Origin of the sequence: Pseudomonas sp. KCJK8993 (genome assembly GCF_046230915.1) — a bacterium.
In the GTDB taxonomy this organism is placed as follows: domain Bacteria; phylum Pseudomonadota; class Gammaproteobacteria; order Pseudomonadales; family Pseudomonadaceae; genus Aquipseudomonas; species Aquipseudomonas piscis.
Map to the genome: position 1 here is coordinate 1 of NZ_JBJJLO010000097.1, position 26,764 is coordinate 26,764.

A 26,764-nucleotide genomic window follows, 5' to 3' on the forward strand; every position below is an offset into this window, starting at 1 on the left:
GATGAGGTTGCCGGCGTGCAGGCCGCATTCCTTCTGGGTGGCTTCTTCCCACCACCAGCGACCTTCGCGTTCGTGCTGGTTGGGCAGGACCGGGCGGGTGCAGGGCTCGCAGCCGATGCTGATGAAGCCGCGCTCATGCAGGCTGTTGTACGGCAGTTCGAGCATGCGGATGTAGCCCCAGATCTCCTCGCTGCTCATCTGTGCCAGCGGGTTGAACTTGTACAGCGTGCGCTCCGGGGTGGAGAAGGCGCTGTCGATCTCCAGGACCGCCACTTGGCTGCGGGTGCCCGGGCTCTGGTCGCGGCGCTGGCCGGTGGCCCAGGCGCTGACGGTGGACAGCTTGCGTCGCAGGGGCTCGATCTTGCGGATGCCGCAGCATTCGCCATGGCCATCCTTGTAGAAACTGAACAGGCCCTTTTCCTTGACGAAGGGTTCGAGCTTGCTGTGGTCCGGCGAGATCAGCTCGATGTCGATCTTGTAGTGTTCGCGCACCTGGTCGATGAAGCGGTAGGTCTCCGGGTGCAGGCGCCCGGTGTCGAGACTGAAGACCTTGACGTTCTTGTTCAGCTTCCAGGCCATGTCCACCAGCACCACATCCTCGGCGCCGCTGAAGGAGATCCACAGGTCATCGCCGAACTGGGAAAAGGCCAGCTTGAGGATGTCCTGGGCGGATTTGTTGGCATAGGTCGCGGCGAGTTCAGCGACGTCGAACGATGGGGTCATCAGGGCGGTTTCCTACAGGTCGGTGGCGCTATGCGCTCTATAGGAGGGCGATCTTAGCAAAATCCCCCGGGGCCTGGCGCGTTCGTCTGCGTTGCGCCCATGGGGGCGAGTCGCTAGGGTCTGTTGCCATTTCGCCGCGACCGCGCCGGAGCCAGTTTTAGCGCGGAGCTAGGCACGAGACGCGAGGTTTGGCATTCCAAATGAGCCGTCGAGTAACGACGCGCCGCGCTAAAACCGGCCCGTCCCTTCGGGTTGCGCGTCAAATGGCGCCATGCGTCGTTGCAGGACTTGGCAAGGGAGCGACCATTGCCTACGTCCTACGCCTAGTCTGGCGCCATTTGACGCGGCAACGCGGTTTGCGCCGAAACGGCAACAGACCCTATAGTTCGGCCGTCCTTTTGCTCGCTCAATACCAATAATCAGAACCAATGGGAGTGTCTCGTGGAAATCGCCTGTCTCGATCTGGAAGGTGTGCTGGTCCCGGAAATCTGGATCGCCTTCGCCGAAAAAACCGGGATTGAATCCCTCAAGGCCACCACCCGGGATATTCCCGACTACGACGTGCTGATGAAGCAGCGCCTGCGCATTCTCGATGAGCACGGCCTGAAGCTTTCGGACATCCAGGAAGTGATCGCCACCCTCAAGCCGCTGGACGGCGCGGTGGAGTTCGTCAACTGGCTGCGCGAGCGCTTCCAGGTGGTGATCCTCTCCGACACTTTCTATGAGTTCTCCCAGCCGCTGATGCGCCAGTTGGGCTTCCCGACCCTGTTGTGCCACCGCCTGGTCACCGATGACAGCGGCCGCGTCACCGGCTACCAGCTACGCCAGAAAGACCCCAAGCGCCAGTCGGTGCTGGCCTTCAAGAGCCTGTACTACCGGGTGATCGCCGCCGGCGACTCCTACAACGACACCACCATGCTCGGCGAGGCGGATGCCGGCATCCTGTTCCACGCGCCGGACAACGTGATCCGCGAGTTCCCGCAGTTCCCGGCGGTGCACAGCTTCGCCGAGCTCAAGCAGGAGTTCCTCAAGGCTTCCAAGCGTAGCCTGAGCCTGTAACGACCAGGCTGCGTGCGGTGGCAATCGCGCTGGCTGGAGCGTACGGGATCAGGCTTCGTGTAGCCGCTGCCGCAGGCTGCGCACGGGCGCGCAGCGGCCGCGAGATCGGGTAGCCGCCATCGTTGGAAGGCCCTGCGGGCCTTGGCGCAGCTTCGCAAGCTCAGCAGCGGCTACAGATGCTGTATGTAGCCGCGACTTTCGTCAGAGCTGTTGCAAGGTGTCCAGCAGCACCCGCACCTTGGTGATCGACTCCTGGTATTCGGCCTGCCAGTCCGAGTCGGCCACGATTCCGCCGCCGCCCCAGCAACTGATCTGCCCGTCCTTGGCCAGCAGGCTGCGGATGGCGATGGAGCTGTCCATCTCCCCGCGCACGTCCAGGTACAGCAGCGAGCCGCAATACAGCGCCCGGCGCGTAGGTTCGAGCTCGTCGATGATCTGCATCGCGCGGATCTTCGGCGCGCCGGTGATCGAGCCGCCGGGGAAGCTGCCGGCGATCAGGTCCAGGGCATCCTTGTCGTCCGCCAGTTCGCCGGTGACGCTGCTCACCAGGTGGTGGACGTTGGGGTAGCTCTCCAGGCTGAACAGCTCCGGTACCTGCACTGAGCCGATGCGGCAGCTGCGGCCCAGGTCGTTGCGCAGCAGGTCGACGATCATCAGGTTTTCCGCCCGGTCCTTGGCGCTGGTCAGCAGCTCGGCGGCGCTGGCCGCGTCCTCGGCGGCATCCCGGCCGCGGGGGCGGGTGCCCTTGATCGGCCGGGTTTCCACCCGGCCCTGGCTGATGTGGATGAAGCGCTCGGGCGACAGGCTGAGTACCGCTGCGCCGTCGGCCAGGCGCTGGAAACCGGAGAATGGAGTCGGGCAGGCGGCGCGCAGGGCCCGGTAGGCCACCCATGGATCGCCCTGGTACTGGCCGCGAAAGCGCTGGGCGAAGTTCACCTGGTAGCAGTCGCCGGCCTGGATGTAATGCTGGATGCGCTGGAATGCCTGGCGATAGTCATCGGCGCCAAGGTCGGCCTGCATCGGCCCCTCCAGCTTGAACCAGCCGCTTGGCGCCGGCAGTGGCTGTTCGAACAGGTGCACCAGGCGCTGGCGTTCGTCTTGCTCCAGGGCCGGATGGAACACCAGCTGGCTGGTGCCGGCCTGGTGATCGTTGACCAGCGCCCAGGCATACAGGCCCAGGCGCGCGTCGGGCAGTTGCAGGTCGTCCCGGGCCTGGCTGGGCAGGCGTTCCAGGTGCCGGCCGAAGTCATAGCTCAGGTAGCCGATCAGTCCGCCGGCGAACGGCAGGTCGTAGGGGGCGGGAATCCGTGCCGGGCCCAGTTGCGCGAGGTTGTCCCGCAGGCGTTGCAGGAATGCGCCGCCGCTTTCCTCGGCGGCCACCGTCAGTTGCGCCAGGGGCCAGGCGCTGAGCAGGTCGTAGCGGCCGCGATCGGCGCTGGGGCGGCCGCTATCGAGCAGCACGGCGCCGGGGGCGTGTTCGATTGCCGCGAAATAATCGGCGGGATTGTCGCGATAGGGGAGCGGGTGTACGGAACAGGTCAACATGCGGGGCAGATCAGCCATCGGGGCGCGGCTGGCGATTGTAGTCCCCCCGGGGATTTGCTCCTAGGGGGGAGGTCGGCAATGGCGTGGTTTGCGACGTACCGCTTGCATTGGCCATGGCCACCGGCTGCGCCAGGACCTTCTGGCAGCCGTGGCGATCAGCTTTCCACGGTGGGGATATGGCCGAACAACTGCTGGGCGAAGCGCACCCGTTCCTCGACGCTTTCCTCGATGCCCTGGGCCTTGAGCTGTTCCAGGTGGGCTTCGATGGCGTGGGTGCGCTGGGTCAGGCCACAGTCGTTGGCGATCTGGATGTTCAGGCCCGGGCGGGCGTTGAGCTCGAGGATCAATGGCCCCTTGTCCTGGTCCAGCACCATGTCCACGCCGATGTAGCCCAGGCCGCACAGTTCGTAGCAACCGGCCGCCAGCTTCATGAAGCCGTCCCAGTAGGGCAGCTGCACGCCGTCCACCGCGTTGGTGGTGTCCGGGTGCTTGGTGATGATGTTGTTCAGCCAGGTGCCGCGCAGGGTCAGGCCGGTAGCCAGGTCGACCCCGACGCCGATGGCGCCCTGGTGCAGGTTGGCCTTGCCGCCGGACTGGCGGGTCGGCAAGCGCAGCATGGCCATCACCGGGTAGCCCATGAGCACGATGATGCGGATGTCCGGCACGCCTTCGTAGCTGATGCTCTTGAAGATCTGGTCCGGGGTCACCCGGTACTCGATCAGCGCACGGTCGCGGTGGCCGCCCAGGGAGTACAGGCCGGTGAGGATGCTGGAGATCTGATGCTCGATTTCCTCATGGCTGATGATCTTCCCGGAGACCGTGCGATAGCGACCCTCGAAGCGATCGGCGATCACCAGGATGCCATCGCCGCCGGCGCCCTGGGCCGGCTTGATGACGAAGTCGTTGCGCCCTTTGAGGATCTCGTCGAGCTTGTCGATTTCCTTCTCGGTGGAGATCACCCCGTACAGCTCCGGCACGTGGATGCCGGCCTTGAGCGCCCGCTCCTTGGTGATGATCTTGTCATCGACGATGGGGTACAGGCTGCGCTTGTTGTACTTGAGCACGTAGTCGGCGTTACGCCGGTTGATGCCCATGATCCCGCGCGCTTCCAGGGCCTTCCAGGTCTTCCACAGGCCGAACATCAGGAGTCAGCCTTGACGAAGGCTTTGAACCGCACCAGCTCCGTCAGCCGGTAGCCGCGGTAGCGACCCATGGCCAGCATGAAGCCCACCAGGATCAGCAGCATCGCCGGGAAGGTGAAGACGAAGTACGTCAGCTCCGGCACGCTCATGAGCAGGTGCGCCAGGGAGGCGGCGAACAGGGTGCCGATCGCGACTTTCATCGCATGGCCGCCGCCACGCTCTTCCCAGGTGATGGACAGGCGCTCGATGGTCATGGTCAGGATTACCATCGGGAACAGCGCCACCGACAAGCCACGCTCCAGGCCCAGCTTGTGGCTGAACAGGCTGATGGCGGCGATCAGCACCACGACGAAGGTCAGCACCACCGACAGCCGCGGCAGCATTTGCAGCTTCAGGTGCTCCAGGTAGGAGCGCAGCGACAGGCCCAGGGCGGTGATCACGGTGAACAGCGCGATGCCGAAGCCCAGCTGGGTCTCGCGAAAGGCCAGGGCGATCAGCACCGGGGTGAAGGTGCCCAGGGTCTGCAGGCCGATCAGGTTGCGCAGCACCAGGATCACCAGCACGCCGATGGGGATCATCACCATGATCATGAAGGTCTGCTGGGTCTGCAGCGGCAGGCCGTAGAGCGAATATTCGAGGAAGTTGGCGTCGGTGTTCTCGTCGGTCAGCTTGGCCAGGCGGATGGCGTTCATCTCGCTGTTGTTCATGCTGAAGGTGACGTTGGCCTTCTTGCCGCCATCGACGGTGATCAGGTTGTCGTCGCCGGTCCACCACAGCAGGCGATCGCTGGGCAGGCCCTGCTCGCCGGTCTCGGGGTTGAAGTACAGCCAGTCGGTGCCGTTGAAGCTGCGCAGCCACAGCTCCGGGGTCTGCGGCTGGTCGGCCACCAGGCGGATGGTGTGGACCTTCTCGGCCGGCACGTGGGCGATGGACAGCAGCAGCTCGACGATCTTGGCCTTGTTGGCACTGGATGGATCGCCGGCCAGCAGCAGCTTGGCGTTGTCGTCGTTGGCGTTGTTGACCCGCTTGATGGCTTCGCTGATGAAGGTCTCGACGTCCGCCGAGTGCTGGCGGATCGGTGCCAGCAAGGCGTCGGCGGCGATCTTCTCCGGCCCTTCGATGGCCATGCTGTCGCGGAAGGTCGGACCCTTGACCTTGGCTTTCTCGGCGCTGTAGCGCTTGGTCAGGACCAGGCGGTAGTACAGGGTCTGGTTGCCCTTGGCCCGACGTGCCGACCAGGTGACCTTGCGGTTGCCGTCGACGCGGTTCACCGCCACCCCATAGTTGTTGGAGATGAAGCTCTCGTTGAGGCTCACATAGTCACGGCTCAGGGGCGGCACGAACATCTGGATCTTGATCGGGTCCTTGCCGTTGGCGACGAACTCGACCTTGGCGTCGATGTTCCACAAGTCGTCGGTGGCGTCTTCGGTCACCGGAATGCCGAGCACGAAGATCTGGTAGGCCGTGATCGAAATGCCCAGCACCACCAGCACGGCGATCAGGACTTTCAGATGAAGGGTAAGAGAGCGCATTGGAATTACTCTGCGGTAAGAGCGGCGGTGGCGCAGGCAGGTTTGCCAGCAGCGTATTTAAGACTGGGGTCGACCAGCGCATCGAAACGCTTGAGGGCTTCGGAACCGATCAAAAGCGGGTATTGGAATGCACTACGGTCGGTCAAGTTCACTTCGATGCTGCGCAAGGCGCTGCCCATGCAGACTTGCAGGGCGATCACCGGGCGCGCGGTGTAGTTTTTGTCCTCATCGGGGTCGTAGTCGCCAGCGCGGCGCTTGATCTTGCTGACCCGGGCCAGGGGGCGTTCGATGGGGTGGGAGTGGGCGGTGTCGATAGCCAGGTAGAAGCGTACCCAGGACTCGCCATTGCGCTTGAAGCGCTTGATGTCGCGGGCGCTCAGCGAAGCGGTCTTGGCCCCGGTGTCGAGCTTGGCGGCGACCTCCAGGTCGATGCCCGCCAGTTGGGCATATTCATTCAAGCCGTAGACGGTCTTGCCGGCGGCGATGCCGGTGCCAGGCAGGAAGAATAGGCAGAGCAGGGGGAGAAGGGCCTTGAGAGTCATAGATCCTGGTGGTCGTGGGTTCTTCAGTTCAAGGCGACCGGCATTGCTGCGCAAGCTCCCTCGTGTGCGTGGCATAAAAAGCTGACAGGCCAATGCGGGCGGCATTCTAGCATGCTGGTTTGTTGGCGCCAGCGTCCGGGGCGGGCCATTTGTCTCGTTTGGAAAGTCATGAGTCCTTAGACGATTGTCGACAATATCTATTTTTCCTTTGACTGCGATGGGGCTATTGGCTAATTTTTGCCTCATTGATTTTAAAGGTGTCGACAATATGTTGGATCAACTGGAACCTTCGACGCCGGCCCAGGACGACTCCGAGACCCTCTCCGAAAACGTCTTCCGGCGTATCCAGGCGGCCATCGTCAAGGGCGAGATCGCCCCGGGCAGCAAGATCTCCGAGCCCGAGCTGGCCCGCACCTACGGCATCAGCCGTGGCCCGCTGCGCGAGGCCATCCATCGCCTGGAGGGCCAGCGCCTGCTGGTGCGCGTGCCCCATGTCGGCGCCCGGGTGGTTTCCCTGAGCCATGCCGAGCTGATCGAACTCTACGAAATCCGCGAGTCCCTGGAAGGCATGGCCTGCCGCCTGGCGGCCGAGCGCATGAGCGTGGCCGAGATCGACGAACTGCGCCGGGTGCTGGAGACCCACGAGCGCGATGCGGCGTTCCAGGCCGGGGTCGGCTACTACCAGCAGGAAGGGGACTTCGACTTCCACTACCGGATCATCCAGGGTGCGGGCAACCAGACCCTGACCAAGATGCTTTGCGGCGAGCTCTACCAACTGGTGCGCATGTATCGCCTGCAGTTCTCCAGCGTGCCGAACCGGCCGCGCCAGGCTTTCGCCGAACACCACCGAATTCTCGATGCCATCGCCGACCGAGACGGCGAACTGGCCGAGTTGCTGATGCGCCGTCATATCGGTGCCTCCAAGCGCAATATCGAGCGCCATTACCAGGAAGCGCTCGTCAACCCGTCCAAGACACGAGGTGAGTCATGAGTCAGAAAACCGCCGGCCAGCGCTTCCGCGACGCCATTGCCGAAGAACATCCGCTGCAGGTCATTGGCGCGATCAATGCCAACCATGCACTGCTGGCCAAGCGCGCCGGCTTCAAGGCCATCTACCTCTCCGGTGGCGGTGTCGCCGCCGGCTCCCTGGGCCTGCCGGACCTGGGCATCAACACCCTGGACGACGTGCTCACCGACGTGCGCCGCATCACCGACGTCTGCGACCTGCCGTTGCTGGTGGACATCGACACCGGTTTCGGCCCCAGTGCCTTCAACATCGAGCGTACCGTCAAGAACCTGATCAAGGCCGGCGCCGCCGCCGCCCACATCGAGGACCAGGTAGGCGCCAAGCGGTGCGGCCACCGTCCGGGCAAGGAAATCGTCTCCACCGAGGAAATGGCTGACCGCGTGCGTGCCGCCGCCGATGCCAAGACCGACCCGAGCTTCTTCCTGATCGCCCGGACCGACGCCATCCAGGCCGAGGGCGTGGACGCCGCCATCGAGCGCTGCCAGTGCTATGTGGAGGCGGGTGCCGACGGCATCTTCGCCGAGGCCGCCTACGACTTGCCGACCTACAAGCGCTTCGTCGACGCCCTCGACGTGCCCGTACTGGCCAACATCACCGAGTTCGGCGCCACCCCGCTGTTCTCCCGCGATGAGCTGGCCTCGGTGGGCGTCGCCATCCAGCTCTATCCGCTGTCGGCCTTCCGCGCCGCCAACAAGGCGGCCGAGGCGGTCTACACCGCCATTCGCCGCGACGGCCATCAAAAAGAAGTCATCGACCTGATGCAGACTCGCGCCGAACTGTACGACCGCATCGGCTACCACGCCTTCGAGCAGAAGCTCGACGCCCTGTTCGCTGCCAAGAAATGACCGGACCCGGGCCGCTCCCCGGGAGCGGCCTGCGGATATAACAAGACGCAAGCAACCGGATAAAAATGAGGAGATTCACGCGATGAGCCCCAGCGAAACCACCACCGCCTTCAAACCGAAGAAATCCGTGGCCCTGAGCGGTACCGCCGCCGGCAACACGGCCCTGTGCACCGTCGGCCGTACCGGCAACGACCTGCACTACCGCGGCTATGACATCCTCGACTTCGCCACCTCCTGCGAGTTCGAGGAAATCGCCCACCTGCTGGTCCATGGCAAGCTGCCGAACGTCGCCGAGCTGACGGGCTACAAGGCCAAGCTCAAGGCCCTGCGCGGCCTGCCGGCCGGGGTCAAGCTGGCACTGGAGCAACTGCCGCCGTCCGCCCACCCGATGGACGTGATGCGCACCGCCGTTTCCGTGCTGGGTTGCCTGTCGCCGGAGAAGGACGACCACAACCATCCGGGCGCCCGGGACATCGCCGACAAGCTGATGGCGAGCCTCGGTTCCGCGTTGCTCTACTGGTACCACTTCAGCCACAACGGCAAGCGCATCGACGTGGAGACCGACGACGATTCCATCGGCGGCCACTTCCTGCACCTGCTGCACGGCGAGAAGCCGCGCGAGTCGTGGGTGCGCGCCATGCACACCTCGCTGATCCTCTATGCCGAGCACGAATTCAACGCTTCTACCTTCACCTCGCGAGTGATCGCCGGTACCGGTTCCGACATGTTCTCCTGCATCGCCGGGGCCATCGGTGCGCTGCGCGGTCCCAAGCATGGTGGTGCCAACGAGGTGGCCTTCGAGATCCAGAAGCGCTACGACAACCCGGACGAAGCAGAAGCCGACATCCGCGCCCGCGTCGAGAAAAAGGAAGTGGTGATCGGCTTCGGCCATCCGGTCTACACCGTGTCCGACCCGCGCAACAAGGTAATCAAGGAAGTGGCCCGCGAGCTGTCCGCCGAGCAGAGCAACAGCAAGATGTTCGATATCGCCGAGCGCCTGGAATCGACCATGTGGGAAATCAAGAAGATGTTCCCCAACCTCGATTGGTTCAGCGCCGTCAGCTACCACATGATGGGCGTGCCCACCGCCATGTTCACCCCGCTGTTCGTGATCGCCCGCACTTCCGGCTGGTCTTCCCACGTCATCGAGCAACGCATCGACGGCAAGATCATCCGCCCGAGCGCCAACTACGTTGGCCCGGAAGACCTGAAGTTCGTGCCCCTGAAGGACCGCAAGTAATCATGAACAGCCAATACCGCAAGAACCTGCCGGGTACGGCGCTGGACTACTTCGACACCCGCGAGGCGGTGGATGCCATCGCTCCGGGTGCCTACGCCGGCCTGCCGTACACCTCCCGGGTGCTGGCCGAACAACTGGTGCGCCGATGCGACCCGGCGCAGCTCACCGACTCGCTGAAGCAACTGATCGAGCGCAAGCGCGACCTCGACTTCCCCTGGTACCCGGCCCGCGTGGTCTGCCACGACATCCTCGGCCAGACCGCGCTGGTGGACCTGGCCGGCCTGCGCGATGCGATCGCCGACCAGGGGGGCGACCCGGCCCTGGTCAACCCGGTGGTGCCGACCCAACTGATCGTCGACCACTCCCTGGCCGTGGAGTTCGGCGGCTTCGACCCGGACGCCTTCGAGAAGAACCGCGCCGTCGAGGAGCGCCGCAACGAGGACCGCTTCCACTTCATCGAGTGGACCAAGACCGCGTTCAAGAACGTCGATGTGATCCCCGCCGGCAACGGCATCATGCACCAGATCAACCTGGAGAAAATGAGCCCGGTGATCCAGGCGCGCGGCGGCGTGGCCTTCCCCGACACCTGCGTCGGCACCGACAGCCATACCCCCCACGTCGATGCGCTGGGCGTCATCGCCATCGGTGTCGGCGGCCTGGAGGCGGAGACCGTGATGCTCGGCCGCGCGTCGATGATGCGCCTGCCCGACATCGTCGGCGTCAAGCTCACCGGCAAGCGCCAGCCCGGCATCACCGCCACCGACATCGTCCTGGCCCTGACCGAGTTCCTGCGCAAGGAAAAGGTGGTGGGTGCCTACGTCGAGTTCTTCGGCGAAGGGGCCGACAGCCTGTCCATCGGCGACCGCGCGACCATCTCCAACATGTGCCCGGAGTACGGCGCCACCGCGGCGATGTTCTACATCGACCAGCAGACTATCGACTACCTCAAGCTCACCGGTCGCGAGCCGGAGCAGGTGGCCCTGGTGGAGAACTACGCCAAGACCACCGGCCTGTGGGCCGATGCCCTGGTCACTGCGGAATACGAGCGGGTGCTGACGTTCGACCTGTCCACCGTGGTGCGCAACATGGCCGGTCCGTCCAACCCGCACCGGCGCCTGCCGACCTCGGCCCTGGCCGAGCGGGGTATCGCCGACGAAACCAAGCTTGCCGCCGGCAAGGTCGAGCAAGCCGAGGGCCTGATGCCCGATGGCGCGGTGATCATCGCGGCGATCACCAGCTGCACCAACACCTCCAACCCGCGCAACGTGGTGGCTGCCGGTCTGGTGGCGAAGAAGGCCAACGCCCTGGGCCTGGTGCGCCAGCCTTGGGTCAAGACGTCCTTCGCGCCGGGTTCGAAGGTCGCCAAGTTGTACCTGGAAGAGGCCGGCCTGCTGCCGGAGCTGGAGAAGCTCGGCTTCGGCATCGTCGCTTACGCCTGCACCACCTGCAACGGCATGTCCGGCGCCCTGGACCCGGTCATCCAGCAGGAAATCATCGATCGCGACCTGTATGCCACCGCGGTGCTGTCGGGCAACCGCAACTTCGACGGCCGTATCCACCCCTACGCCAAGCAGGCGTTCCTCGCCTCGCCGCCGCTGGTGGTGGCCTATGCGATCGCCGGTACCGTGCGCTTCGACATCGAGCAGGACGTGCTGGGCCATGACCAGGCCGGCAACCCGGTGACCCTGAAGGACCTGTGGCCGAGCGACGAGGAGATCGACGCCATCGTCGCCGCCTCGGTGAAGCCCGAGCAGTTCCGCCAGATCTACATCCCGATGTTCGACCTCGGCACCGTCAAGGAGGCCGAGAGCCCGCTGTACGACTGGCGCCCGATGAGCACCTACATCCGTCGTCCGCCGTACTGGGAAGGCGCGCTGGCCGGGGAGCGCACGCTCAAGGGCATGCGCCCGCTGGCGGTGTTGCCGGACAACATCACCACCGACCACCTGTCGCCGTCCAACGCCATCCTGGCGGACTCCGCGGCCGGCGAGTACCTGGCGAAGATGGGCCTGCCGGAGGAGGACTTCAACTCCTACGCCACCCACCGTGGCGACCACCTGACCGCCCAGCGCGCGACCTTCGCCAACCCGCAATTGGTGAACGAGATGGCGGTGGTCGATGGCCAGGTGAAGAAGGGGTCTTTGGCCCGTGTCGAGCCCGAAGGCAAGGTCACGCGGATGTGGGAAGCCATCGAGACCTACATGGAGCGCAAGCAGCCGCTGATCATCATCGCCGGTGCCGACTACGGCCAGGGTTCGTCCCGCGACTGGGCGGCCAAGGGCGTGCGCCTGGCAGGCGTCGAGGCGATCGTCGCCGAGGGCTTCGAGCGCATCCACCGCACCAACCTGGTGGGCATGGGCGTGCTGCCGCTGCAGTTCCTGCCGGGCACCGACCGCAAGACCCTGGGCATCGACGGCACCGAGACCTATGACGTGATCGGCCAGCGCACTCCCCGGGCGCAGTTGACCCTGGTGATCCACCGCCGCAATGGCGAGCGGCTCGAGGTGCCGGTGACCTGTCGCCTCGATACCGCCGAGGAGGTGTCGATCTACGAGGCCGGCGGTGTGCTGCAGCGTTTTGCCCAGGACTTCCTGGAATCGGCCACAGCCAGTTAAGCGACGTACCGGGGGCGGGCCGCAAGGCGCCGCCCCCGGTCTTTATCAGGACCTGAAATCCATGGCATTTGTAGCGCAAATCAAGATTCCGGCCACCTACATGCGTGGCGGCACCAGCAAGGGTGTGTTCTTCAACCTGCAAGACCTGCCCGAGGCTGCGCAGCTACCCGGCGCGGCCCGCGATGCCTTGCTGCTGCGGGTGATCGGCAGCCCCGATCCCTACGACAAGCAGATCGACGGCATGGGCGGCGCCACCTCCAGCACCAGCAAGACGGTGATCCTGTCCAAGAGCATCAAGCCTGATCACGACGTCGACTACCTGTTCGGCCAGGTCGCCATCGACAAGCCTTTCGTCGACTGGAGCGGCAACTGCGGCAACCTGTCGGCGGCGGTGGGCTCCTTCGCCATCAGCAGCGGCCTGGTGGACCCGGCGCGCATTCCCCACAACGGTGTGGCGGTGGTGCGCATCTGGCAGGCCAACATCGGCAAGACCATCATCGCCCATGTGCCGATCACCGATGGCGCGGTCCAGGAGACCGGCGACTTCGAGCTGGACGGCGTGACCTTCCCGGCGGCGGAAGTGCAGTTGGAGTTCCTCGATCCGGCGGCCGAGGAGGAGGGCGCCGGCGGTTCGATGTTCCCCACCGGCAACCTGGTGGACGACCTGGAAGTGCCCGGGGTCGGCACCCTCAAGGCGACCCTGATCAATGCCGGGATCCCCACCATCTTCGTCAATGCGGCGGACATCGGTTATCGCGGTACCGAGCTGCAGGGCGTGATCAACGGCGACCCCAAGGCCCTGGCGATGTTCGAGACCATCCGTGCCCACGGCGCCTTGCGCATGGGCCTGATCAAGCACCTGGACGAAGCCGCGCAGCGCCAGCACACGCCGAAAGTGGCCTTCGTCGCTCCACCGGCTGACTACCAGGCCTCCAGTGGCAAGGCGATCAAGGCGGCGGATGTCGACCTGCTGGTGCGCGCCATGTCCATGGGCAAGCTGCACCACGCGATGATGGGCACCGCGGCGGTGGCCATCGGCACGGCGGCGGCGATCCCCGGGACCCTGGTCAACCTCGCGGCCGGTGGCGGCGAGCGTAGCGCCGTGCGTTTCGGCCATCCTTCGGGCACCTTGCGCGTAGGCGCCGAGGCAACCCTCGAGGCCGGCGAGTGGAGCGTGGTCAAGGCGATCATGAGCCGCAGTGCGCGAGTACTGATGGAAGGCTGGGTGAGAGTGCCTGGCGACACCTTCTAACAGGCCGTTGAAAAACTAGCTGCGTTGCCATCGCTGCGTTAAAAACAGGCTCAAAATGCTCATTTACCACTCGTAAACTGCGCTTTTTCGCCTGTTTTTGCCTTGCGCTGGCTGCCTCGCCTACATTTTTCAACGGTCTGTTAAGGACCGGCGGTGGCGAGGGAGCCCGCTCCCTCGCCACCGATGCCGTTATCGAATCATCGAGCAGACGCAGACCTGCGATGCCGTCATTGACCTGAACCTGCAGCCTGAGGAATCGACCTACCCATAACCCCGTCATTGGAGTGCACGATCCATGAGCGCCAACGTTGATCTGAACGACCGTCCCGATTACGACCCGGTTTTGCAGGACATCGCCGATTATGTCCTGGAGTATCGCGTCGACTCCCCCCTAGCCCTCGATACCGCCCGCCATTGCCTGATGGATACCCTGGGCTGCGGCCTGCTGGCATTGCGTTTTCCTGAATGCACCAAGCACCTGGGGCCGCTCGTCGAGGGCACCGTGGTGCCCCATGGCGCCCGCGTGCCGGGTACCAGCTATCGCCTGGACCCGGTGAAGGCCGCCTGGGATATCGGCTGCATCGTGCGCTGGCTCGATTACAACGACACCTGGCTGGCGGCGGAGTGGGGGCACCCGTCGGACAACCTCGGCGGCATCCTGGCCGTGGCCGACCACCTTTCGCAGAAGCGTTTGGCCAACGGCGAGGCGCCGCTGAGCATGGGCGATGTGCTGCGGGCGATGGTCATGGCCCACGAGATCCAGGGTGTGCTGGCCCTGGACAACTCCTTCAACCGTGTCGGGCTCGACCATGTGCTGCTGGTGAAGGTCGCCTCCACGGCCGTTTGCGCTCGCTTGATGGGGGCCAATCGCGAGCAACTGCTGGCCGCGCTGTCCCATGCCTTTGTCGACGGCCAGGCGCTGCGCACCTATCGCCATGCGCCCAATGCCGGGTCGCGCAAGTCCTGGGCGGCGGGGGATGCCTCGAGCCGCGGGGTGCGCCTGGCGGACATGGCCCTGCGCGGTGAAATGGGCATTCCCGGAGTGCTCAGCGCGCCGCAGTGGGGCTTCTACGATGTGCTGTTCAGCCATGCCAACAAGGACCTTTCGCTCAAGCCTGAGGACCTGCGGCGCTTCAGCCTGCCCCAGGGGTACGCCAGCTACGTGATGGAAAACATCCTGTTCAAGATCAGCTTCCCGGCCGAGTTCCATGCGCAAACCGCCTGCGAAGCGGCGGTGGCCCTGCACCCGCTGGTGCGCGATCGGTTGCAGGAGATCGAGCGGATCGTCATCACCACCCATGAGTCGGCGATCCGCATCATTTCCAAGGTCGGGCCGCTGGCCAATGCCGCCGATCGCGACCACTGCCTGCAGTACATGACCGCCGTACCCCTGGCGTTCGGCACCCTGGTGGCCGAGCACTACGAGGATGATTTCCACGCGGCGCACCCGATCATCGACCAGTTGCGCGACAAGATGCAGATCGTCGAGGACCCGCGCTACACCCGGGAATACCTGGAGGCCGACAAGCGCTCGATCGCCAACGCGGTGCAGGTGTTCTTCGCCGATGGCAGCTGCACCGAGCAGGTGGCGGTGGAATACCCCATTGGCCACCGCCGGCGGCGGGCCGAGGGCATCCCGTTGCTGGAGGACAAGTTCAAGGCCAACCTGGCGACGCGCTTCAGCGCCCAGCGCTCGGCGCAGATCTTCGAGTTGTGCAAGGACCCGGCACGGTTGTCGGCCACGCCGGTGCAGCGCTTCGTCGATCTGCTGGTGATTTGAAACCGCGATGCAGGCAGCGCCGGGTGCGCTGCCTGCCGATGGACGCCGTGGCCGCAAAGGCCCTGGGAATGGGGGACGGCTTTACTTGAAACGGCGTTCGACGCCTTTTTCCACGAGGATCTTGGCCGAGATTTCCTCGACGGAGAAGTGCGTGGAGTTGATGTGCGGGATGTTTTCCCGGCGCAGCAGGTTCTCGACTTCCCGCACCTCGAATTCGCACTGGGCGAAGCTGGAATAGCGGCTGTTGGGCTTGCGCTCGTTGCGGATCGCGGTGAGGCGGTCGGGGTCGATGGTCAGGCCGAACAGCTTGTGCTTGTGCGGGCGCAGCGCGTTGGGCAGTTGCAGGCGCTCCATGTCTTCTTCGGTGAGCGGGTAGTTGGCCGCGCGGATGCCGAACTGCATGGCCATGTACAGGCAGGTCGGGGTCTTGCCGCAGCGTGACACGCCCACCAGGATCAGGTCGGCCTTGTCGTAGTAGTGGGTGCGGGCGCCGTCGTCGTTGTCCAGGGCGAAGTTCACCGCCTCGATCCGCTCCATGTAGTTGGAGTTGTGGCCGATGGAGTGGGATTTGCCCACGGAGTAGGAGGAATGCTCGCTCAGCTCCTGTTCCAGGGGGGCGAGGAAGGTGGAGAAGATATCGATCATGAAACCATTGGACGTGGCGAGGATCTCACGGATGTCCTGGTTGACGATAGTGTCGAAAATGATCGGTCGATACCCGTCTTTTTCGGCGGCTATATTGATTTGCTGTACCATGGCCCGCGCTTTTTCCATGCTGTCGATATACGGCCGCGTGAATTTGCTGAACGTAATGTTCTCGAACTGCGCCAGAAGGCTCTGGCCGAGGGTTTCCGCTGTGATACCGGTACCGTCGGAGATGAAGAAGGCAGATCGTTTCATTTGCGGCTTGGGCCTTAAGCTAGTGACGATTCTTGGATATGATAGGCGCGATTTGTCGGCCGGGAATGGCCCGCATTCTCACTTATTTTCCAGGTCCAGGCCATATGACGGGCAGATGCACCCCTGAAGCAGCCCGTTTCTGAGCTTTTCCAACACAGTTAGTGGAGAGATCACCTTGGTAGAGTACGTAGTTTCCCTCGATAAGCTCGGCAAACACGATGTTGAGCATGTGGGGGGCAAGAACGCATCCCTGGGCGAGATGATCAGTAACCTCGCGGGTGCCGGCGTCTCGGTCCCGGGTGGCTTCGCCACGACCGCCCAGGCATATCGGGATTTTCTCGAGCTGAGCGGTCTGAACGACCAGATCCATGCCGCGCTCGACGCGCTGGATGTCGATGACGTGAATGCCCTGGCCAAGACCGGCGCACAGATCCGCCAATGGATCATGGACGCCGAGTTCCCCGAGCGCCTCGACGCGGAAATCCGCAAGGCCTTCGCCGCGCTGTCGGCGGGTAACCCCGAGATGGCCGTGGCCGTGCGCTCCTCGGCTACCGCCGAAGACCTGCCGGATGCCTCCTTCGCCGGCCAGCAAGAGACCTTCCTCAACATCCGTGGCGTGGACAACGTGATCCGCGCCGCCAAGGAAGTGTTCGCCTCGTTGTTCAACGACCGCGCCATTTCCTATCGCGTGCACCAGGGCTTCGACCACAAGCTGGTGGCCCTGTCCGCCGGTGTGCAGCGCATGGTCCGTTCGGAAACCGGTACCGCCGGGGTGATGTTCACCCTGGACACCGAGTCGGGCTTCCGTGACGTGGTGTTCATCACCGGCGCCTACGGCCTGGGCGAAACCGTGGTGCAGGGCGCCGTCAACCCTGACGAGTTCTACGTCCACAAGAACACCCTGGCCGCCGGCCGTCCCGCGATCCTGCGTCGCAACCTGGGCAGCAAGGCGATCAAGATGATCTACGGCGACGAAGCCAAGGCCGGTCGCTCGGTGAAGACCGTGGACGTGGACAAGGCCGATCGCGCACGTTTCTGCCTGACCGACGCCGAGGTCAGCGAGCTGGCCAAGCAGGCGATGATCATCGAGAAGCACTACCAGTGCCCGATGGACATCGAATGGGCCAAGGACGGTGACGACGGCAAGCTGTACATCGTGCAGGCCCGCCCGGAAACCGTGAAGAGCCGTACCCAGGCCAACGTGATGGAGCGCTACCTGCTCAAGGAAAAAGGCACTGTCCTGGTGGAAGGCCGTGCCATCGGCCAGCGCATCGGCGCCGGCAAGGTGCGGATCATCAAGGACGTGTCGGAGATGGACAAGGTCCAGGCCGGCGACGTGCTGGTTTCCGACATGACCGACCCGGATTGGGAGCCGGTGATGAAGCGCGCCAGCGCCATCGTCACCAATCGCGGCGGCCGTACCTGCCATGCGGCGATCATCGCCCGTGAACTGGGCATTCCGGCGGTAGTGGGCTGCGGCAACGCTACCGAGCTGCTCAAGGATGGCCAGGGCGTGACCGTATCCTGCGCCGAAGGCGACACCGGCTTGATCTTCGAGGGCGAGCTGGGCTTCGACGTCAAGCAGAACTCCGTGGACGCCATGCCGGAGCTGCCGTTCAAGATCATGATGAACGTCGGCAACCCGGACCGCGCCTTCGACTTCGCCCAGCTGCCGAACGCCGGTGTGGGCCTGGCCCGCCTGGAATTCATCATCAACCGCATGATCGGCGTGCACCCCAAGGCGCTGCTGAACTACGCGGGCCTGCCACAGGACATCAAGGACAGCGTCGACAAGCGTGTCGCCGGCTACCACGATCCGGTGGACTTCTACGTCGACAAGCTGGTCGAGGGCATCAGCACCCTGGCCGCGGCATTCACCCCAAAGAAGGTCATCGTGCGCCTGTCGGACTTCAAGTCCAACGAATACGCCAACCTGATCGGCGGCAAGCTCTACGAGCCGGAAGAAGAAAACCCGATGCTGGGCTTCCGCGGGGCGTCGCGCTACATCAGCGAATCCTTCCGCGATTGCTTCGAGCTCGAGTGCCGTGCCCTCAAGCGCGTGCGCAACGAGATGGGCCTGACCAACGTCGAGATCATGGTGCCCTTCGTGCGGACCCTCGGCGAAGCCAGCCAAGTGGTTGATCTGCTCGCGGAAAACGGTCTCAAGCGGGGCGAGAATGGCCTGCGCGTGATCATGATGTGCGAACTGCCGTCCAACGCGATCCTGGCCGAGGAGTTCCTGGAGTACTTCGATGGTTTCTCCATCGGCTCCAACGACCTGACCCAGCTGACCCTGGGCCTGGACCGTGACTCCGGCATCATCGCCCACCTGTTCGACGAGCGTAATCCGGCGGTCAAGAAACTGCTGGCCAACGCCATTGCGGCCTGCAACAAGGCTGGCAAGTACATCGGTATCTGCGGCCAGGGCCCTTCGGACCACCCTGACCTGGCCAAGTGGCTGATGGAGCAGGGCATCGAAAGCGTTTCGCTGAACCCGGACTCGGTACTCGAGACCTGGTTCTTCCTGGCCGAGGGCCAGGGCGCCGCATAATCGGTGAGTGCAGGCCCGGCCAGCGACTGGCCGGGCCTTGCAGATTCAAGCAGGGCGCGCCTCTTCCGGATGCCGCCCTTTTTTGTGCAAGAAAGAATATGCAAAGCAGCAGCAACCTATTTCCTGTCGCCTTGATCAGCGCCGAGCGTCGAGGCGACCTCAGCGAAGATGTCTATCGCTTGAAACCCGGCAACAGCCCCGATCCTTCGGTGGAGCTGGCCGTGACGCGCCTGGGGCTGGCCGATGCACCTGAAGCCCAAGGCGTGCCCGTGGTCCTGTTGCACGGCAGCTTTTCCAACCGGCGCTTCTGGTACTCGCCCAAGGGCGTTGGCCTCGGGGCCTACCTGGCACGGGCCGGTTTCGATGTGTGGATCCCGGAAATGCGCGGCCATGGCCTGTCGCGCCGCAATGCCCAGTACCGCAACAACCGGGTGGCGGACTACGCGCGCTACGACCTGCCGGCCATCGCGGCCTTCGTTCGTGAACTCAGTGGGCAGGTTCCCCACTGGATCGGCCATTCCCTGGGTGGCACCACCTTGGCCGCGGCGCTGGGCGGCCAGTATTTGGGCGACGCGGGGGTGGCCTCGGCGGCGTTCTTCGGCACCCAGGTCAGCCGTATCTACTGGCCCTTGAAGATTCCCTTGGTGGAGTGGAGCGGGCGCCTGTTCATCAAGCGGTTTGCCCAATTGTCCGGTTCCCGGCTCAAGCGTGGCCCGGAGGACGAGCCCATTGGCCTGGCCCTGGAGAGCATGCGCTGGCATGGGCTGTTCGGGCGTTTCGGTGATGCCGACAAGGATTGGTGGGCCGGCCTGACGGAGGTCGGCGTGCCGGCCCTGGCGGTCAGCGCCGCTGGCGACCACCAGGATCCGACTTGGGCGTGCCGCAAGCTGTTCGATCAACTGGGCAGCGAGCACAAGCAATTCGTCTGCCTGGGGCGTGAACAGGGTTTCAGCGGTAATTTCGGCCATGTCGAGATGCTGGTGAGCAAGCCGGCGCAGGCCGAGGTCTGGCCGATGGTGGCTCGCTGGCTCAGGGATCAGCAGGCGCCGTTGCTGGTTTGCGCCACCGAGCAGATGGCGACGGCTTGATGCAGAGGCTCTGACAAGGTCATTTCGCTCGATGGCGCTTGCGGCTAAGATATGACGCGCTGAGCTGTTTTGGTCACATTCAGTTATTGAGTCGGCTTTCCGTTCTGCCGGCAGTCTTGCAAAAATGCCCGCCAGATTGGTGGGCAGCCCGAGTGCAGTAGGCTAAACAGCTGCCGATTGGGCCCGTATTTTCATGGCTGGCCCCGGAACGGCCGACACCGTCGATCGTGTTCTTTCTGCTACAGGAGCTTCTCGATGAACCATTACCTAACTCCCGATCTGTGCGACGCCTACCCGGACCTGGTGCAGGTGGTCGAGCCCATGTTCAGCAACTTTGGCGGGCGCGATTCCTTCGGTGGTGAAATCGTCACCATCAAGTGTTTCGAAGACAACTCGCTGGTCAAGGAGCAAGTCGAGCTCAAGGGGCATGGCAAGGTGCTGGTGGTCGACGGTGGCGGTTCCTTGCGACGCGCCCTGTTGGGGGACATGCTGGCCGAGAAGGCAGCCAGGAATGGCTGGGAAGGCCTGGTGGTCTACGGTTGCATCCGCGACGTGGATGTCATCGCCCAGACTGACCTTGGCGTCCAGGCCCTGGCCAGCCATCCGATGAAGACCGACAAGCGCGGTATCGGCGACCTCAATGTGGCCGTGACCTTTGCCGGGGTGACCTTCCGTCCGGGTGAATATGTTTACGCCGACAACAATGGCGTGATCGTTTCGCCTAGCCCGCTGAAAATGCCTGAATGACCAAGCGTCCAGACAAGGGGTGAGGATGTTCGAGGAAGAAAACGCGCAGTGGGGGCTGGTGCATGCCCTGGTACTGGATGGTCAAGGCGGTGCGCGTTCGATTGCCCGGACTGAGCTCGACGACTTGCAACTGCAGGCCCATGAGAGCCTGTGGTTGCATTGGGATCGCAGCCATCCGCAGACCCAGACCTGGTTGCGTCGCTCCAGCGGCTTGAGCGAGTTCAGTTGCGACTTGCTGCTGGAAGAAAATACCCGGCCACGCCTGCTGGCGCTGCCTGATTCGGAGCTGCTGCTGTTCTTGCGTGGCATCAATCTCAATCCGGGAGCCGAGCCTGAAGACATGGTCTCGGTGCGGATCTTCGCCAGCGCGCAGCGGGTGATCTCGCTGCGTTTGCGTCCCTTACGAGCCACCGACGAGCTATTGGTGCAGTTGAGCGAGGGCAATGGCCCGAAAAGCGCCGCCGAATTGCTGCTCTACATGGCCGAATACTTGACCCATAAGGTGCAGAACCTGGTCAGCGATCTCGCTGAAGTGGTCGATGACGAAGAAGAAAAACTGGATGCCGACGAACGGTACACTCCCGAGCACGGCAGCATTCTGCAGATTCGTCGTCGGGCTGCCGGGTTGAAGCGCTTCCTGGCTCCGCAACGGGACATCTTCGCGCAGTTGAGCCGGATAAAATTGCCCTGGTTCGCGGCCGACGATGGTGACTATTGGAATGAATTGCACAACAGCCTGACCCGCTACCTGGAGGAACTGGAGCTGGCCAGGGAGCGCGTGGGGCTTGTGCTCGAGGCCGAGGATCGGCGTTTGAGCGTACGCATGAATCGCACCATGTACCGCTTCGGCATCATTACCGGGATCTTTCTGCCGATGAGCTTTCTCACCGGTCTCCTGGGGATCAACGTCGGAGGTATCCCATTTTCTGCCAGTCCTTATGGCTTCATCATCGCCTGCTTGTTGCTGGTAGCGGTGGCGTTGGGCCAATGGTGGTTATTCCGGCGTTTGCGTTGGGTATGAAGAGGCTTCGTGTGACCCGAATAGATCTGATCGCGTCTTTTTCAAACATCACCAGAGGTGCTTATGCACGATCCGTTTGAAGAGTCGCTGCGTGACATGCTCAAGGCGTCGCCATCCAGCCGCGATGACGACGCCTGCCTGGGCCGCGTATTGAAAACCGCCAACCGCCAAGTGGGGGCAGGTGACCTGTTCAGCCTGCTGGGCCGCTGGTTGCCGGCCTTGATGATCGCCCTGAATAACGGATCGGCCCATGTCGCGCCGGTTTCTCGTCTTAAATCTACTGCTCGCACTGCTGATAAGGCTGATTGAATATGGAACTTGATCTCTGGACGCAGAGCCTCGTCACAGCGATGACCGCCTTGTGGACCAAGGTGGCGAACTTCATTCCGAACCTGTTCGGCGCATTGGTGGTGCTGTTGCTGGGTTTCGTGGTGGCGAAGCTGCTCGATACCCTGCTCTCCAAATTGTTGGCCAAGCTGGGCCTGGATCGCCTCATGGGGGGCACCGGCTTGACCAAGTTGCTGTCTCGTGCGGGCTTGCAAGTCCCCATCTCGACCCTGATCGGCAAGATCGTCTACTGGTTCGTCCTGCTTATTTTTCTGGTTTCTGCTGCTGAATCCCTTGGCCTTGAGCGAGTTTCGGCTACGCTCGACATGCTTGCGTTGTATTTGCCGAAGGTTTTCGGCGCTGCGCTGGTGCTGTTGGTGGGGGTTCTGCTGGCGCAGCTGGCCAATGGGCTGGTGCGGGGCGCGGCGGAAGGCGTGGGGCTGGAATACGCCAGCGGCGTGGGGCGGATCGCTCAGGGATTGGTGATCATCATCAGTATTTCCGTGGCGATCAGCCAGTTGGAGGTCAAGACCGACCTGCTCAACCACGTGATCGTGATCGTTTTGATTACCGTTGGTCTGGCAGTTGCGCTGGCGATGGGATTGGGAAGCCGGGAAATTGCCGGTCAGATTCTTGCGGGAATCTATGTGCGTGAGTTGTACCAGGTGGGTCAACAAGTGCGTGTTGGCGAGGTTGAAGGCCAGATCGAGGAGATTGGCACGGTTAAAACTACATTGCTGACCGATGAGGGTGAGCTAGTCTCTCTCTCCAATCGGATCCTGCTGGAGCAGCATGTAAGTAGCCGCTAACCCGGCACCCTGCTAATGTATGCCGCCGCAAAATGCCCCTCACCGGGGCTGCGGTGGACACTGACCTGACTGTCGGCACGACTCGTTTTGAATAAAACCCAACCGCTATCCATGCGCTATGACCCCCGCGAGCTCTCTGATGAGGAGTTGGTTGCGCGGTCACATACGGAGCTGTTCCACGTAACACGCGCCTATGAAGAGTTGATGCGGCGTTACCAGCGAACCCTATTTAATGTTTGTGCGCGTTATCTGGGGAACGATCGGGATGCCGATGATGTCTGTCAGGAAGTGATGTTGAAGGTGCTGTATGGCCTTAAGAACTTTGAGGGCAAATCGAAGTTCAAGACCTGGCTATACAGCATCACGTACAACGAATGCATCACGCAGTATCGCAAGGAGCGACGCAAGCGGCGGTTGATGGATGCTTTGAGTCTTGATCCCCTCGAGGAAGCGTCTGAAGAGAAGGCGCCGAAACCTGAGGAGAAGGGCGGACTTGACCGCTGGTTGGTGCATGTGAACCCGATTGATCGGGAAATTCTGGTGCTGCGTTTTGTCGCAGAGCTGGAGTTCCAGGAGATCGCAGACATCATGCATATGGGTTTGAGTGCTACAAAAATGCGTTACAAACGTGCTCTTGATAAATTGCGTGAGAAATTTGCAGGCATTGCTGAAACTTAGTTCGGCGCAAATATCTCTTACGTCTAGGTGAGTTCTGATAGACTTACCGCCGAGTTGTCCCCCGGTATGTGGGACTGCTTTACAATCACCAGATGGGGATTTAACGGATGAAACTGAAAAACACCTTGGGCATTGCCATTGGTTCTATTGTTGCCGTGACTTCGTTCGGCGTTCTGGCGCAAGGCCAAGGCGCGGTCGAGGGTGAACTGTTTTACAAAAAACAGTACAACGACAGCGTTAAGCACATCGAAGATGGCTTCAACCCAGGCGCCCGTATTGGTTACTTCTTGACCGACGACCTGTCGTTGGACCTGAACTACGACAAGACCAACCACACCCGTTCCAACGACGGTACCGGCAACCAGAAGATCAAGGGTGACACCACCAGCCTGCTGGCCACCTACCACTTCGGCCAAGCTGGCGTGGACTCCCTGCGTCCATACGTTTCCGGTGGTTTCGGTCACCAGAGCCGTAGTAGCGTAGAAGCTGACGGTCACAGCGGTCGCGACAAGACTACCCAGGCCATCATCGGTACTGGTGTGAAGTACTACTTCACCGACAACCTGTTCGCCCGTGCTGGCGTTGAAGCCGACTACGGCATGGACAACGGCAAGTGGGACTACGCTGCCCTGGTTGGTCTGGGTGTGAACTTCGGCGGCAACGCCGGTAAAGTCGCGCCAGCTCCAGTGGCTCCAGCTCCGGCTCCAGAGCCAGCTCCAGAAGCTCCAGTTGCTGAAGTCGTACGTGTTGAGCTGGACGTGAAGTTCGACTTCGACAAGTCGGTCGTCAAGCCTAACAGCTACGCTGACATCAAGAACCTGGCTGACTTCATGAAGCAGTACCCACAGACCACCACCGTTGTTGAAGGTCACACTGACTCCGTCGGTCCTGACGCTTACAACCAGAAGCTGTCTGAGCGTCGTGCAAACGCTGTCAAGCAAGTACTGGTTAACCAGTACGGCGTTGGCGCTGAGCGCGTTCAGTCCGTTGGTTACGGTGAGTCCCGTCCAGTTGCCGACAACGCAACTGAAGCTGGTCGTGCTGTTAACCGTCGCGTAGAAGCCTCGGTAGAAGCTCAAGCTAAGTAATTAGCCTGTTAGCTTGGAAAAACCCGGCCTAGGCCGGGTTTTTCTTTGCCTGGATTTTTGTCCTGGGCCTCAGGCCTGGAGCAGGTGGGTGGTGCTGGCGCCGGCAGTTGCCGCGATTTCGCCGATTACCAGGATCGTCGCGCTCTTGAGCCCGGAACCCAGGACATCCTGCCGCATATTCCCCTGCACGCTGCGACATTCCCGCCGCTGTGGCAGCGGGGCGTTCTCGATCATGGTCATCGGCGTCCGGTCCGGCATGCCAGCGGCGCTCCACTGTTCGACGATCTCTGTCCGTTTCGCCATTCCCATGTAGGTCACCAGGGGCTTTCCGCCCTGGGCCAGCGCCTACCAGTCCAACGGGCTGTCCTCTTGGGTAGGAGCGGTGAATAACGTCACGCCGCGCAAGTTCAGGGAGATAGCGCAATTGGCGACACCGGCCAGGCCGACGGTCATGCCGTTCACCAACCCCACCTCGATGCCGTGCTCCTGGGGCCGGCCAAGGTCGCTGAGAGTGATGTCCTCGAACTGCTGTTCGCCGGTCAGCACCAGCGACCGCGAGATACGGTTGTAGTCGGCATCGAAGGCGATGATGTCGAGCTTCTCGCTGCGCTTGAGCAGTTCCTCCAGAGAGCGGGCCTCGGCCATGCCATTGTCGATCATCACCAGCTTGAGTTTTTCGTGGGCTTCTCCGGAGCATCGCTAATGTTGACCCAGGCCAGCGCTGGGCGGAGGTATTCAGTCATGGGGCTACCTTGCGTGAAGGACCTGGCCTTGGCCCGGGAGGATGGCGAAGCAGCAGGCGCAAGGCATATGCCAGCGCTGTCGGATTTGCCGATGCGCCTCGCCTGCGGGCCCCGGGCCCGGCTATAATCGCCGCCCCATTTCGCTGTCCACCGAGTCCATCGCGCCCATGTATACCCTGGCCCGCCAGCTGCTGTTCAAACTCTCTCCGGAAACCTCCCACGATCTGTCTCTGGACCTGATCGGCGCGGGCGGGCGTCTGGGTCTCAACGGCTTGCTGTGCAAGGCCCCGGCATCAAAGCCGGTGACGGTCATGGGCCTGGAGTTCGCCAACCCGGTGGGGCTGGCCGCCGGCCTGGACAAGAACGGCGCGGCCATCGATGGCTTCTCCCAGCTGGGTTTCGGTTTCGTCGAGATCGGCACCGTCACCCCACGTCCGCAGCCAGGCAACCCCAAGCCACGGATCTTCCGCCTGCCGGAGGCCGAGGGCATCATCAACCGCATGGGTTTCAACAACCTGGGGGTCGATAACCTGCTGGCGCGGGTCGCCGCCGCCAAGTACCGGGGCGTATTGGGGATCAATATCGGCAAGAACTTCGATACCCCGGTGGAGCGGGCGGTGGACGACTACCTGATCTGCCTGGACAAGGTCTATTCTCGGGCCAGCTACATCACGGTCAACGTCAGTTCGCCCAATACCCCGGGCCTGCGCAGCCTGCAGTTCGGCGAGTCCCTCAAGCAGTTGCTGGCCGCCCTGGGCCGGCGCCAGGAGGAATTGACCGCGATCCATGGCAAGCGCGTGCCGCTGGCGATCAAGGTCGCTCCGGACATGAGCGATGAAGAAACCGTGGAAGTGGCCCGAGCCCTGCTGGAGGCGGGCATGGATGCGGTGATCGCCACCAACACCACCCTCAGCCGGGAAGGCGTCGAAGGCCTGGAGCATGGCGACGAGGCCGGTGGCCTGTCCGGTGCGCCGGTGCGGGAGAAGAGCACCCATACGGTCAAGGTCTTGGCTTCCGAGCTGGCCGGTCGCCTGCCCATCATCGCGGTGGGCGGTATCACCGAAGGCAAGCATGCGGCCGAGAAGATCGCCGCCGGCGCGAGCCTGGTGCAGTTGTATTCGGGGTTCATCTACAGGGGGCCGGCGCTGATTCGCGAATCGGTGGATGCCATCGCGGCCATGGGCTGAGGCATCGGCGGACTAGTGCGGCGGCAATAAAAAGGGCTCCTCGAAGGAGCCCCTGGGCCGAAGCCCGCCGCCCGGATGGGGCGCGCGTGGTTAAATCGTCATCTATTCAAGTTTTAGGTGTCGGAATGTGCCCTGATCAGCCGACAGCGCGAAGTTCGTTGAGTCTGTGTATACCCGCAGTGCCTGTCATACCGTCCCAGTTGTCGCCGCGTCCTTCGCGCCAGCCGTTGATCCAGGCTTGGCGTACTGACGGTAGAGTAAATGGGCAAAGCTCACGGGACTTGCCATTAACGCCATACTGATATCCGCGTAAAAACGCTCTT

At 63.0% G+C, this 26,764-nt stretch carries 25 protein-coding genes; 16 read left to right on the plus strand and 9 right to left on the minus strand.

What is annotated here, in order from left to right; all coding sequences use genetic code 11:
- On the minus strand, positions 1–723 hold a 723-nt coding region (locus tag ACK6AU_RS24310; protein WP_409301882.1), incomplete at its 3' end, for a phosphoadenylyl-sulfate reductase.
- Positions 724–1,164: 441 nt separating this feature from the next.
- On the opposite strand from ACK6AU_RS24310, the gene thrH reads away from it, so the two are divergent.
- Entirely contained in the window at positions 1,165–1,782 is a 618-nt protein-coding gene (gene thrH, locus ACK6AU_RS24315) for a bifunctional phosphoserine phosphatase/homoserine phosphotransferase ThrH (protein ID WP_185699559.1), read from the plus strand.
- A 201-nt stretch (positions 1,783–1,983) separates the two neighbouring features.
- Here thrH and pabB read toward each other — a convergent pair whose 3' ends face one another.
- The 4 genes from pabB to ACK6AU_RS24335 form a co-directional block, all read right to left on the minus strand.
- Entirely contained in the window at positions 1,984–3,327 is a 1,344-nt protein-coding gene (pabB, locus tag ACK6AU_RS24320) for an aminodeoxychorismate synthase component I (RefSeq protein WP_409301903.1), read from the minus strand.
- 155 nt (positions 3,328–3,482) lie between these two features.
- Positions 3,483–4,469 (minus strand): alpha-L-glutamate ligase-like protein, encoded by a 987-nt coding sequence (locus ACK6AU_RS24325; RefSeq protein ID WP_185699561.1) that lies wholly within the window; start codon positions 4,467–4,469, stop codon positions 3,483–3,485.
- A complete protein-coding gene (locus ACK6AU_RS24330) occupies positions 4,469–6,001 on the minus strand; it encodes an inactive transglutaminase family protein (protein ID WP_185699562.1) in 1,533 nt (510 codons plus the stop codon). Before ACK6AU_RS24330 ends, ACK6AU_RS24325 begins: the two co-directional genes overlap by 1 nt.
- Positions 6,002–6,006: 5 nt before the next feature.
- Positions 6,007–6,543 carry an ATP-dependent zinc protease gene (locus ACK6AU_RS24335; RefSeq protein WP_185699563.1) on the minus strand — a complete coding sequence of 179 codons (537 nt, stop codon included), beginning with the start codon at positions 6,541–6,543 and terminating at the stop codon, positions 6,007–6,009.
- Between the two features lie 268 nt (positions 6,544–6,811).
- On the opposite strand from ACK6AU_RS24335, the gene ACK6AU_RS24340 reads away from it, so the two are divergent.
- From ACK6AU_RS24340 to prpD, 6 genes are all read left to right on the plus strand, one after another.
- Positions 6,812–7,534 (plus strand): GntR family transcriptional regulator, encoded by a 723-nt coding sequence (locus ACK6AU_RS24340; protein WP_185699564.1) that lies wholly within the window; start codon positions 6,812–6,814, stop codon positions 7,532–7,534.
- Positions 7,531–8,415 carry a methylisocitrate lyase gene (prpB, locus tag ACK6AU_RS24345; protein WP_409301885.1) on the plus strand — a complete coding sequence of 295 codons (885 nt, stop codon included), beginning with the start codon at positions 7,531–7,533 and terminating at the stop codon, positions 8,413–8,415. Before ACK6AU_RS24340 ends, prpB begins: the two co-directional genes overlap by 4 nt.
- 82 nt (positions 8,416–8,497) lie before the next feature.
- Positions 8,498–9,655, plus strand: coding sequence for a 2-methylcitrate synthase (gene prpC / locus ACK6AU_RS24350; RefSeq protein ID WP_185699566.1), 1,158 nt, complete (start codon positions 8,498–8,500; stop codon positions 9,653–9,655).
- 2 nt (positions 9,656–9,657) lie between these two features.
- A complete protein-coding gene (gene acnD / locus ACK6AU_RS24355) occupies positions 9,658–12,270 on the plus strand; it encodes a Fe/S-dependent 2-methylisocitrate dehydratase AcnD (RefSeq protein WP_185699567.1) in 2,613 nt (870 codons plus the stop codon).
- Positions 12,271–12,331: 61 nt separating this feature from the next.
- On the plus strand, positions 12,332–13,522 hold the full coding sequence (prpF, locus tag ACK6AU_RS24360) for a 2-methylaconitate cis-trans isomerase PrpF (RefSeq protein ID WP_409301888.1): 1,191 nt from the start codon (positions 12,332–12,334) through the stop codon (positions 13,520–13,522).
- A 295-nt stretch (positions 13,523–13,817) separates the two neighbouring features.
- Positions 13,818–15,302, plus strand: coding sequence for a 2-methylcitrate dehydratase (gene prpD / locus ACK6AU_RS24365; RefSeq protein WP_409301890.1), 1,485 nt, complete (start codon positions 13,818–13,820; stop codon positions 15,300–15,302).
- An 81-nt stretch (positions 15,303–15,383) separates the two neighbouring features.
- Here the strand turns inward: prpD and ACK6AU_RS24370 are convergent, their stop codons facing one another.
- Positions 15,384–16,202: a pyruvate, water dikinase regulatory protein gene (locus tag ACK6AU_RS24370; RefSeq protein ID WP_022643241.1), complete on the minus strand. Its 819-nt coding sequence runs from the start codon at positions 16,200–16,202 to the stop codon at positions 15,384–15,386.
- 175 nt (positions 16,203–16,377) lie between these two features.
- Here ACK6AU_RS24370 and ppsA point away from each other — a divergent pair, with 175 nt between their 5' ends.
- From ppsA to ACK6AU_RS24410, 8 genes are all read left to right on the plus strand, one after another.
- A complete protein-coding gene (gene ppsA / locus ACK6AU_RS24375; RefSeq protein ID WP_185699571.1) occupies positions 16,378–18,753 on the plus strand; it encodes a phosphoenolpyruvate synthase in 2,376 nt (791 codons plus the stop codon).
- A gap of 98 nt (positions 18,754–18,851) precedes the next feature.
- A complete protein-coding gene (locus ACK6AU_RS24380; RefSeq protein ID WP_409301893.1) occupies positions 18,852–19,841 on the plus strand; it encodes an alpha/beta fold hydrolase in 990 nt (329 codons plus the stop codon).
- Between the two features lie 255 nt (positions 19,842–20,096).
- A complete protein-coding gene (gene rraA / locus ACK6AU_RS24385; RefSeq protein WP_185699573.1) occupies positions 20,097–20,588 on the plus strand; it encodes a ribonuclease E activity regulator RraA in 492 nt (163 codons plus the stop codon).
- A 25-nt stretch (positions 20,589–20,613) separates the two neighbouring features.
- Positions 20,614–21,609, plus strand: coding sequence for a zinc transporter ZntB (locus tag ACK6AU_RS24390; RefSeq protein WP_185699574.1), 996 nt, complete (start codon positions 20,614–20,616; stop codon positions 21,607–21,609).
- 63 nt (positions 21,610–21,672) lie between these two features.
- Positions 21,673–21,918, plus strand: a complete 246-nt coding sequence (locus tag ACK6AU_RS24395; protein ID WP_185699575.1) for a CrfX protein — start codon at positions 21,673–21,675, stop codon at positions 21,916–21,918.
- A 2-nt stretch (positions 21,919–21,920) separates the two neighbouring features.
- A complete protein-coding gene (locus tag ACK6AU_RS24400; RefSeq protein WP_022643246.1) occupies positions 21,921–22,745 on the plus strand; it encodes a mechanosensitive ion channel family protein in 825 nt (274 codons plus the stop codon).
- Positions 22,746–22,832: 87 nt separating this feature from the next.
- Positions 22,833–23,423 carry an RNA polymerase sigma factor SigX gene (gene sigX / locus ACK6AU_RS24405; protein ID WP_185699576.1) on the plus strand — a complete coding sequence of 197 codons (591 nt, stop codon included), beginning with the start codon at positions 22,833–22,835 and terminating at the stop codon, positions 23,421–23,423.
- Positions 23,424–23,530: 107 nt separating this feature from the next.
- A complete protein-coding gene (locus ACK6AU_RS24410; RefSeq protein WP_185699577.1) occupies positions 23,531–24,511 on the plus strand; it encodes an OmpA family protein in 981 nt (326 codons plus the stop codon).
- Positions 24,512–24,580: 69 nt separating this feature from the next.
- Here the strand turns inward: ACK6AU_RS24410 and ACK6AU_RS24415 are convergent, their stop codons facing one another.
- Together ACK6AU_RS24415 and ACK6AU_RS24420 are read right to left on the minus strand one after the other, a co-directional pair.
- Positions 24,581–24,814, minus strand: a complete 234-nt coding sequence (locus ACK6AU_RS24415; protein WP_409301897.1) for a hypothetical protein — start codon at positions 24,812–24,814, stop codon at positions 24,581–24,583.
- Between the two features lie 42 nt (positions 24,815–24,856).
- The gene (locus ACK6AU_RS24420) at positions 24,857–25,174 is read right to left on the minus strand and encodes a hypothetical protein (RefSeq protein WP_409301899.1); all 318 of its coding nucleotides are present in this window, start codon (positions 25,172–25,174) and stop codon (positions 24,857–24,859) included.
- Positions 25,175–25,421: 247 nt separating this feature from the next.
- Between ACK6AU_RS24420 and ACK6AU_RS24425 the strand changes: the two genes are divergently transcribed.
- Positions 25,422–26,441: a quinone-dependent dihydroorotate dehydrogenase gene (locus ACK6AU_RS24425; protein ID WP_185699580.1), complete on the plus strand. Its 1,020-nt coding sequence runs from the start codon at positions 25,422–25,424 to the stop codon at positions 26,439–26,441.
- Between the two features lie 136 nt (positions 26,442–26,577).
- Here ACK6AU_RS24425 and rmf read toward each other — a convergent pair.
- Positions 26,578–26,764 (minus strand): ribosome modulation factor (gene rmf / locus ACK6AU_RS24430; protein ID WP_409301901.1); only part of this gene is annotated, 187 nt, incomplete at its 5' end.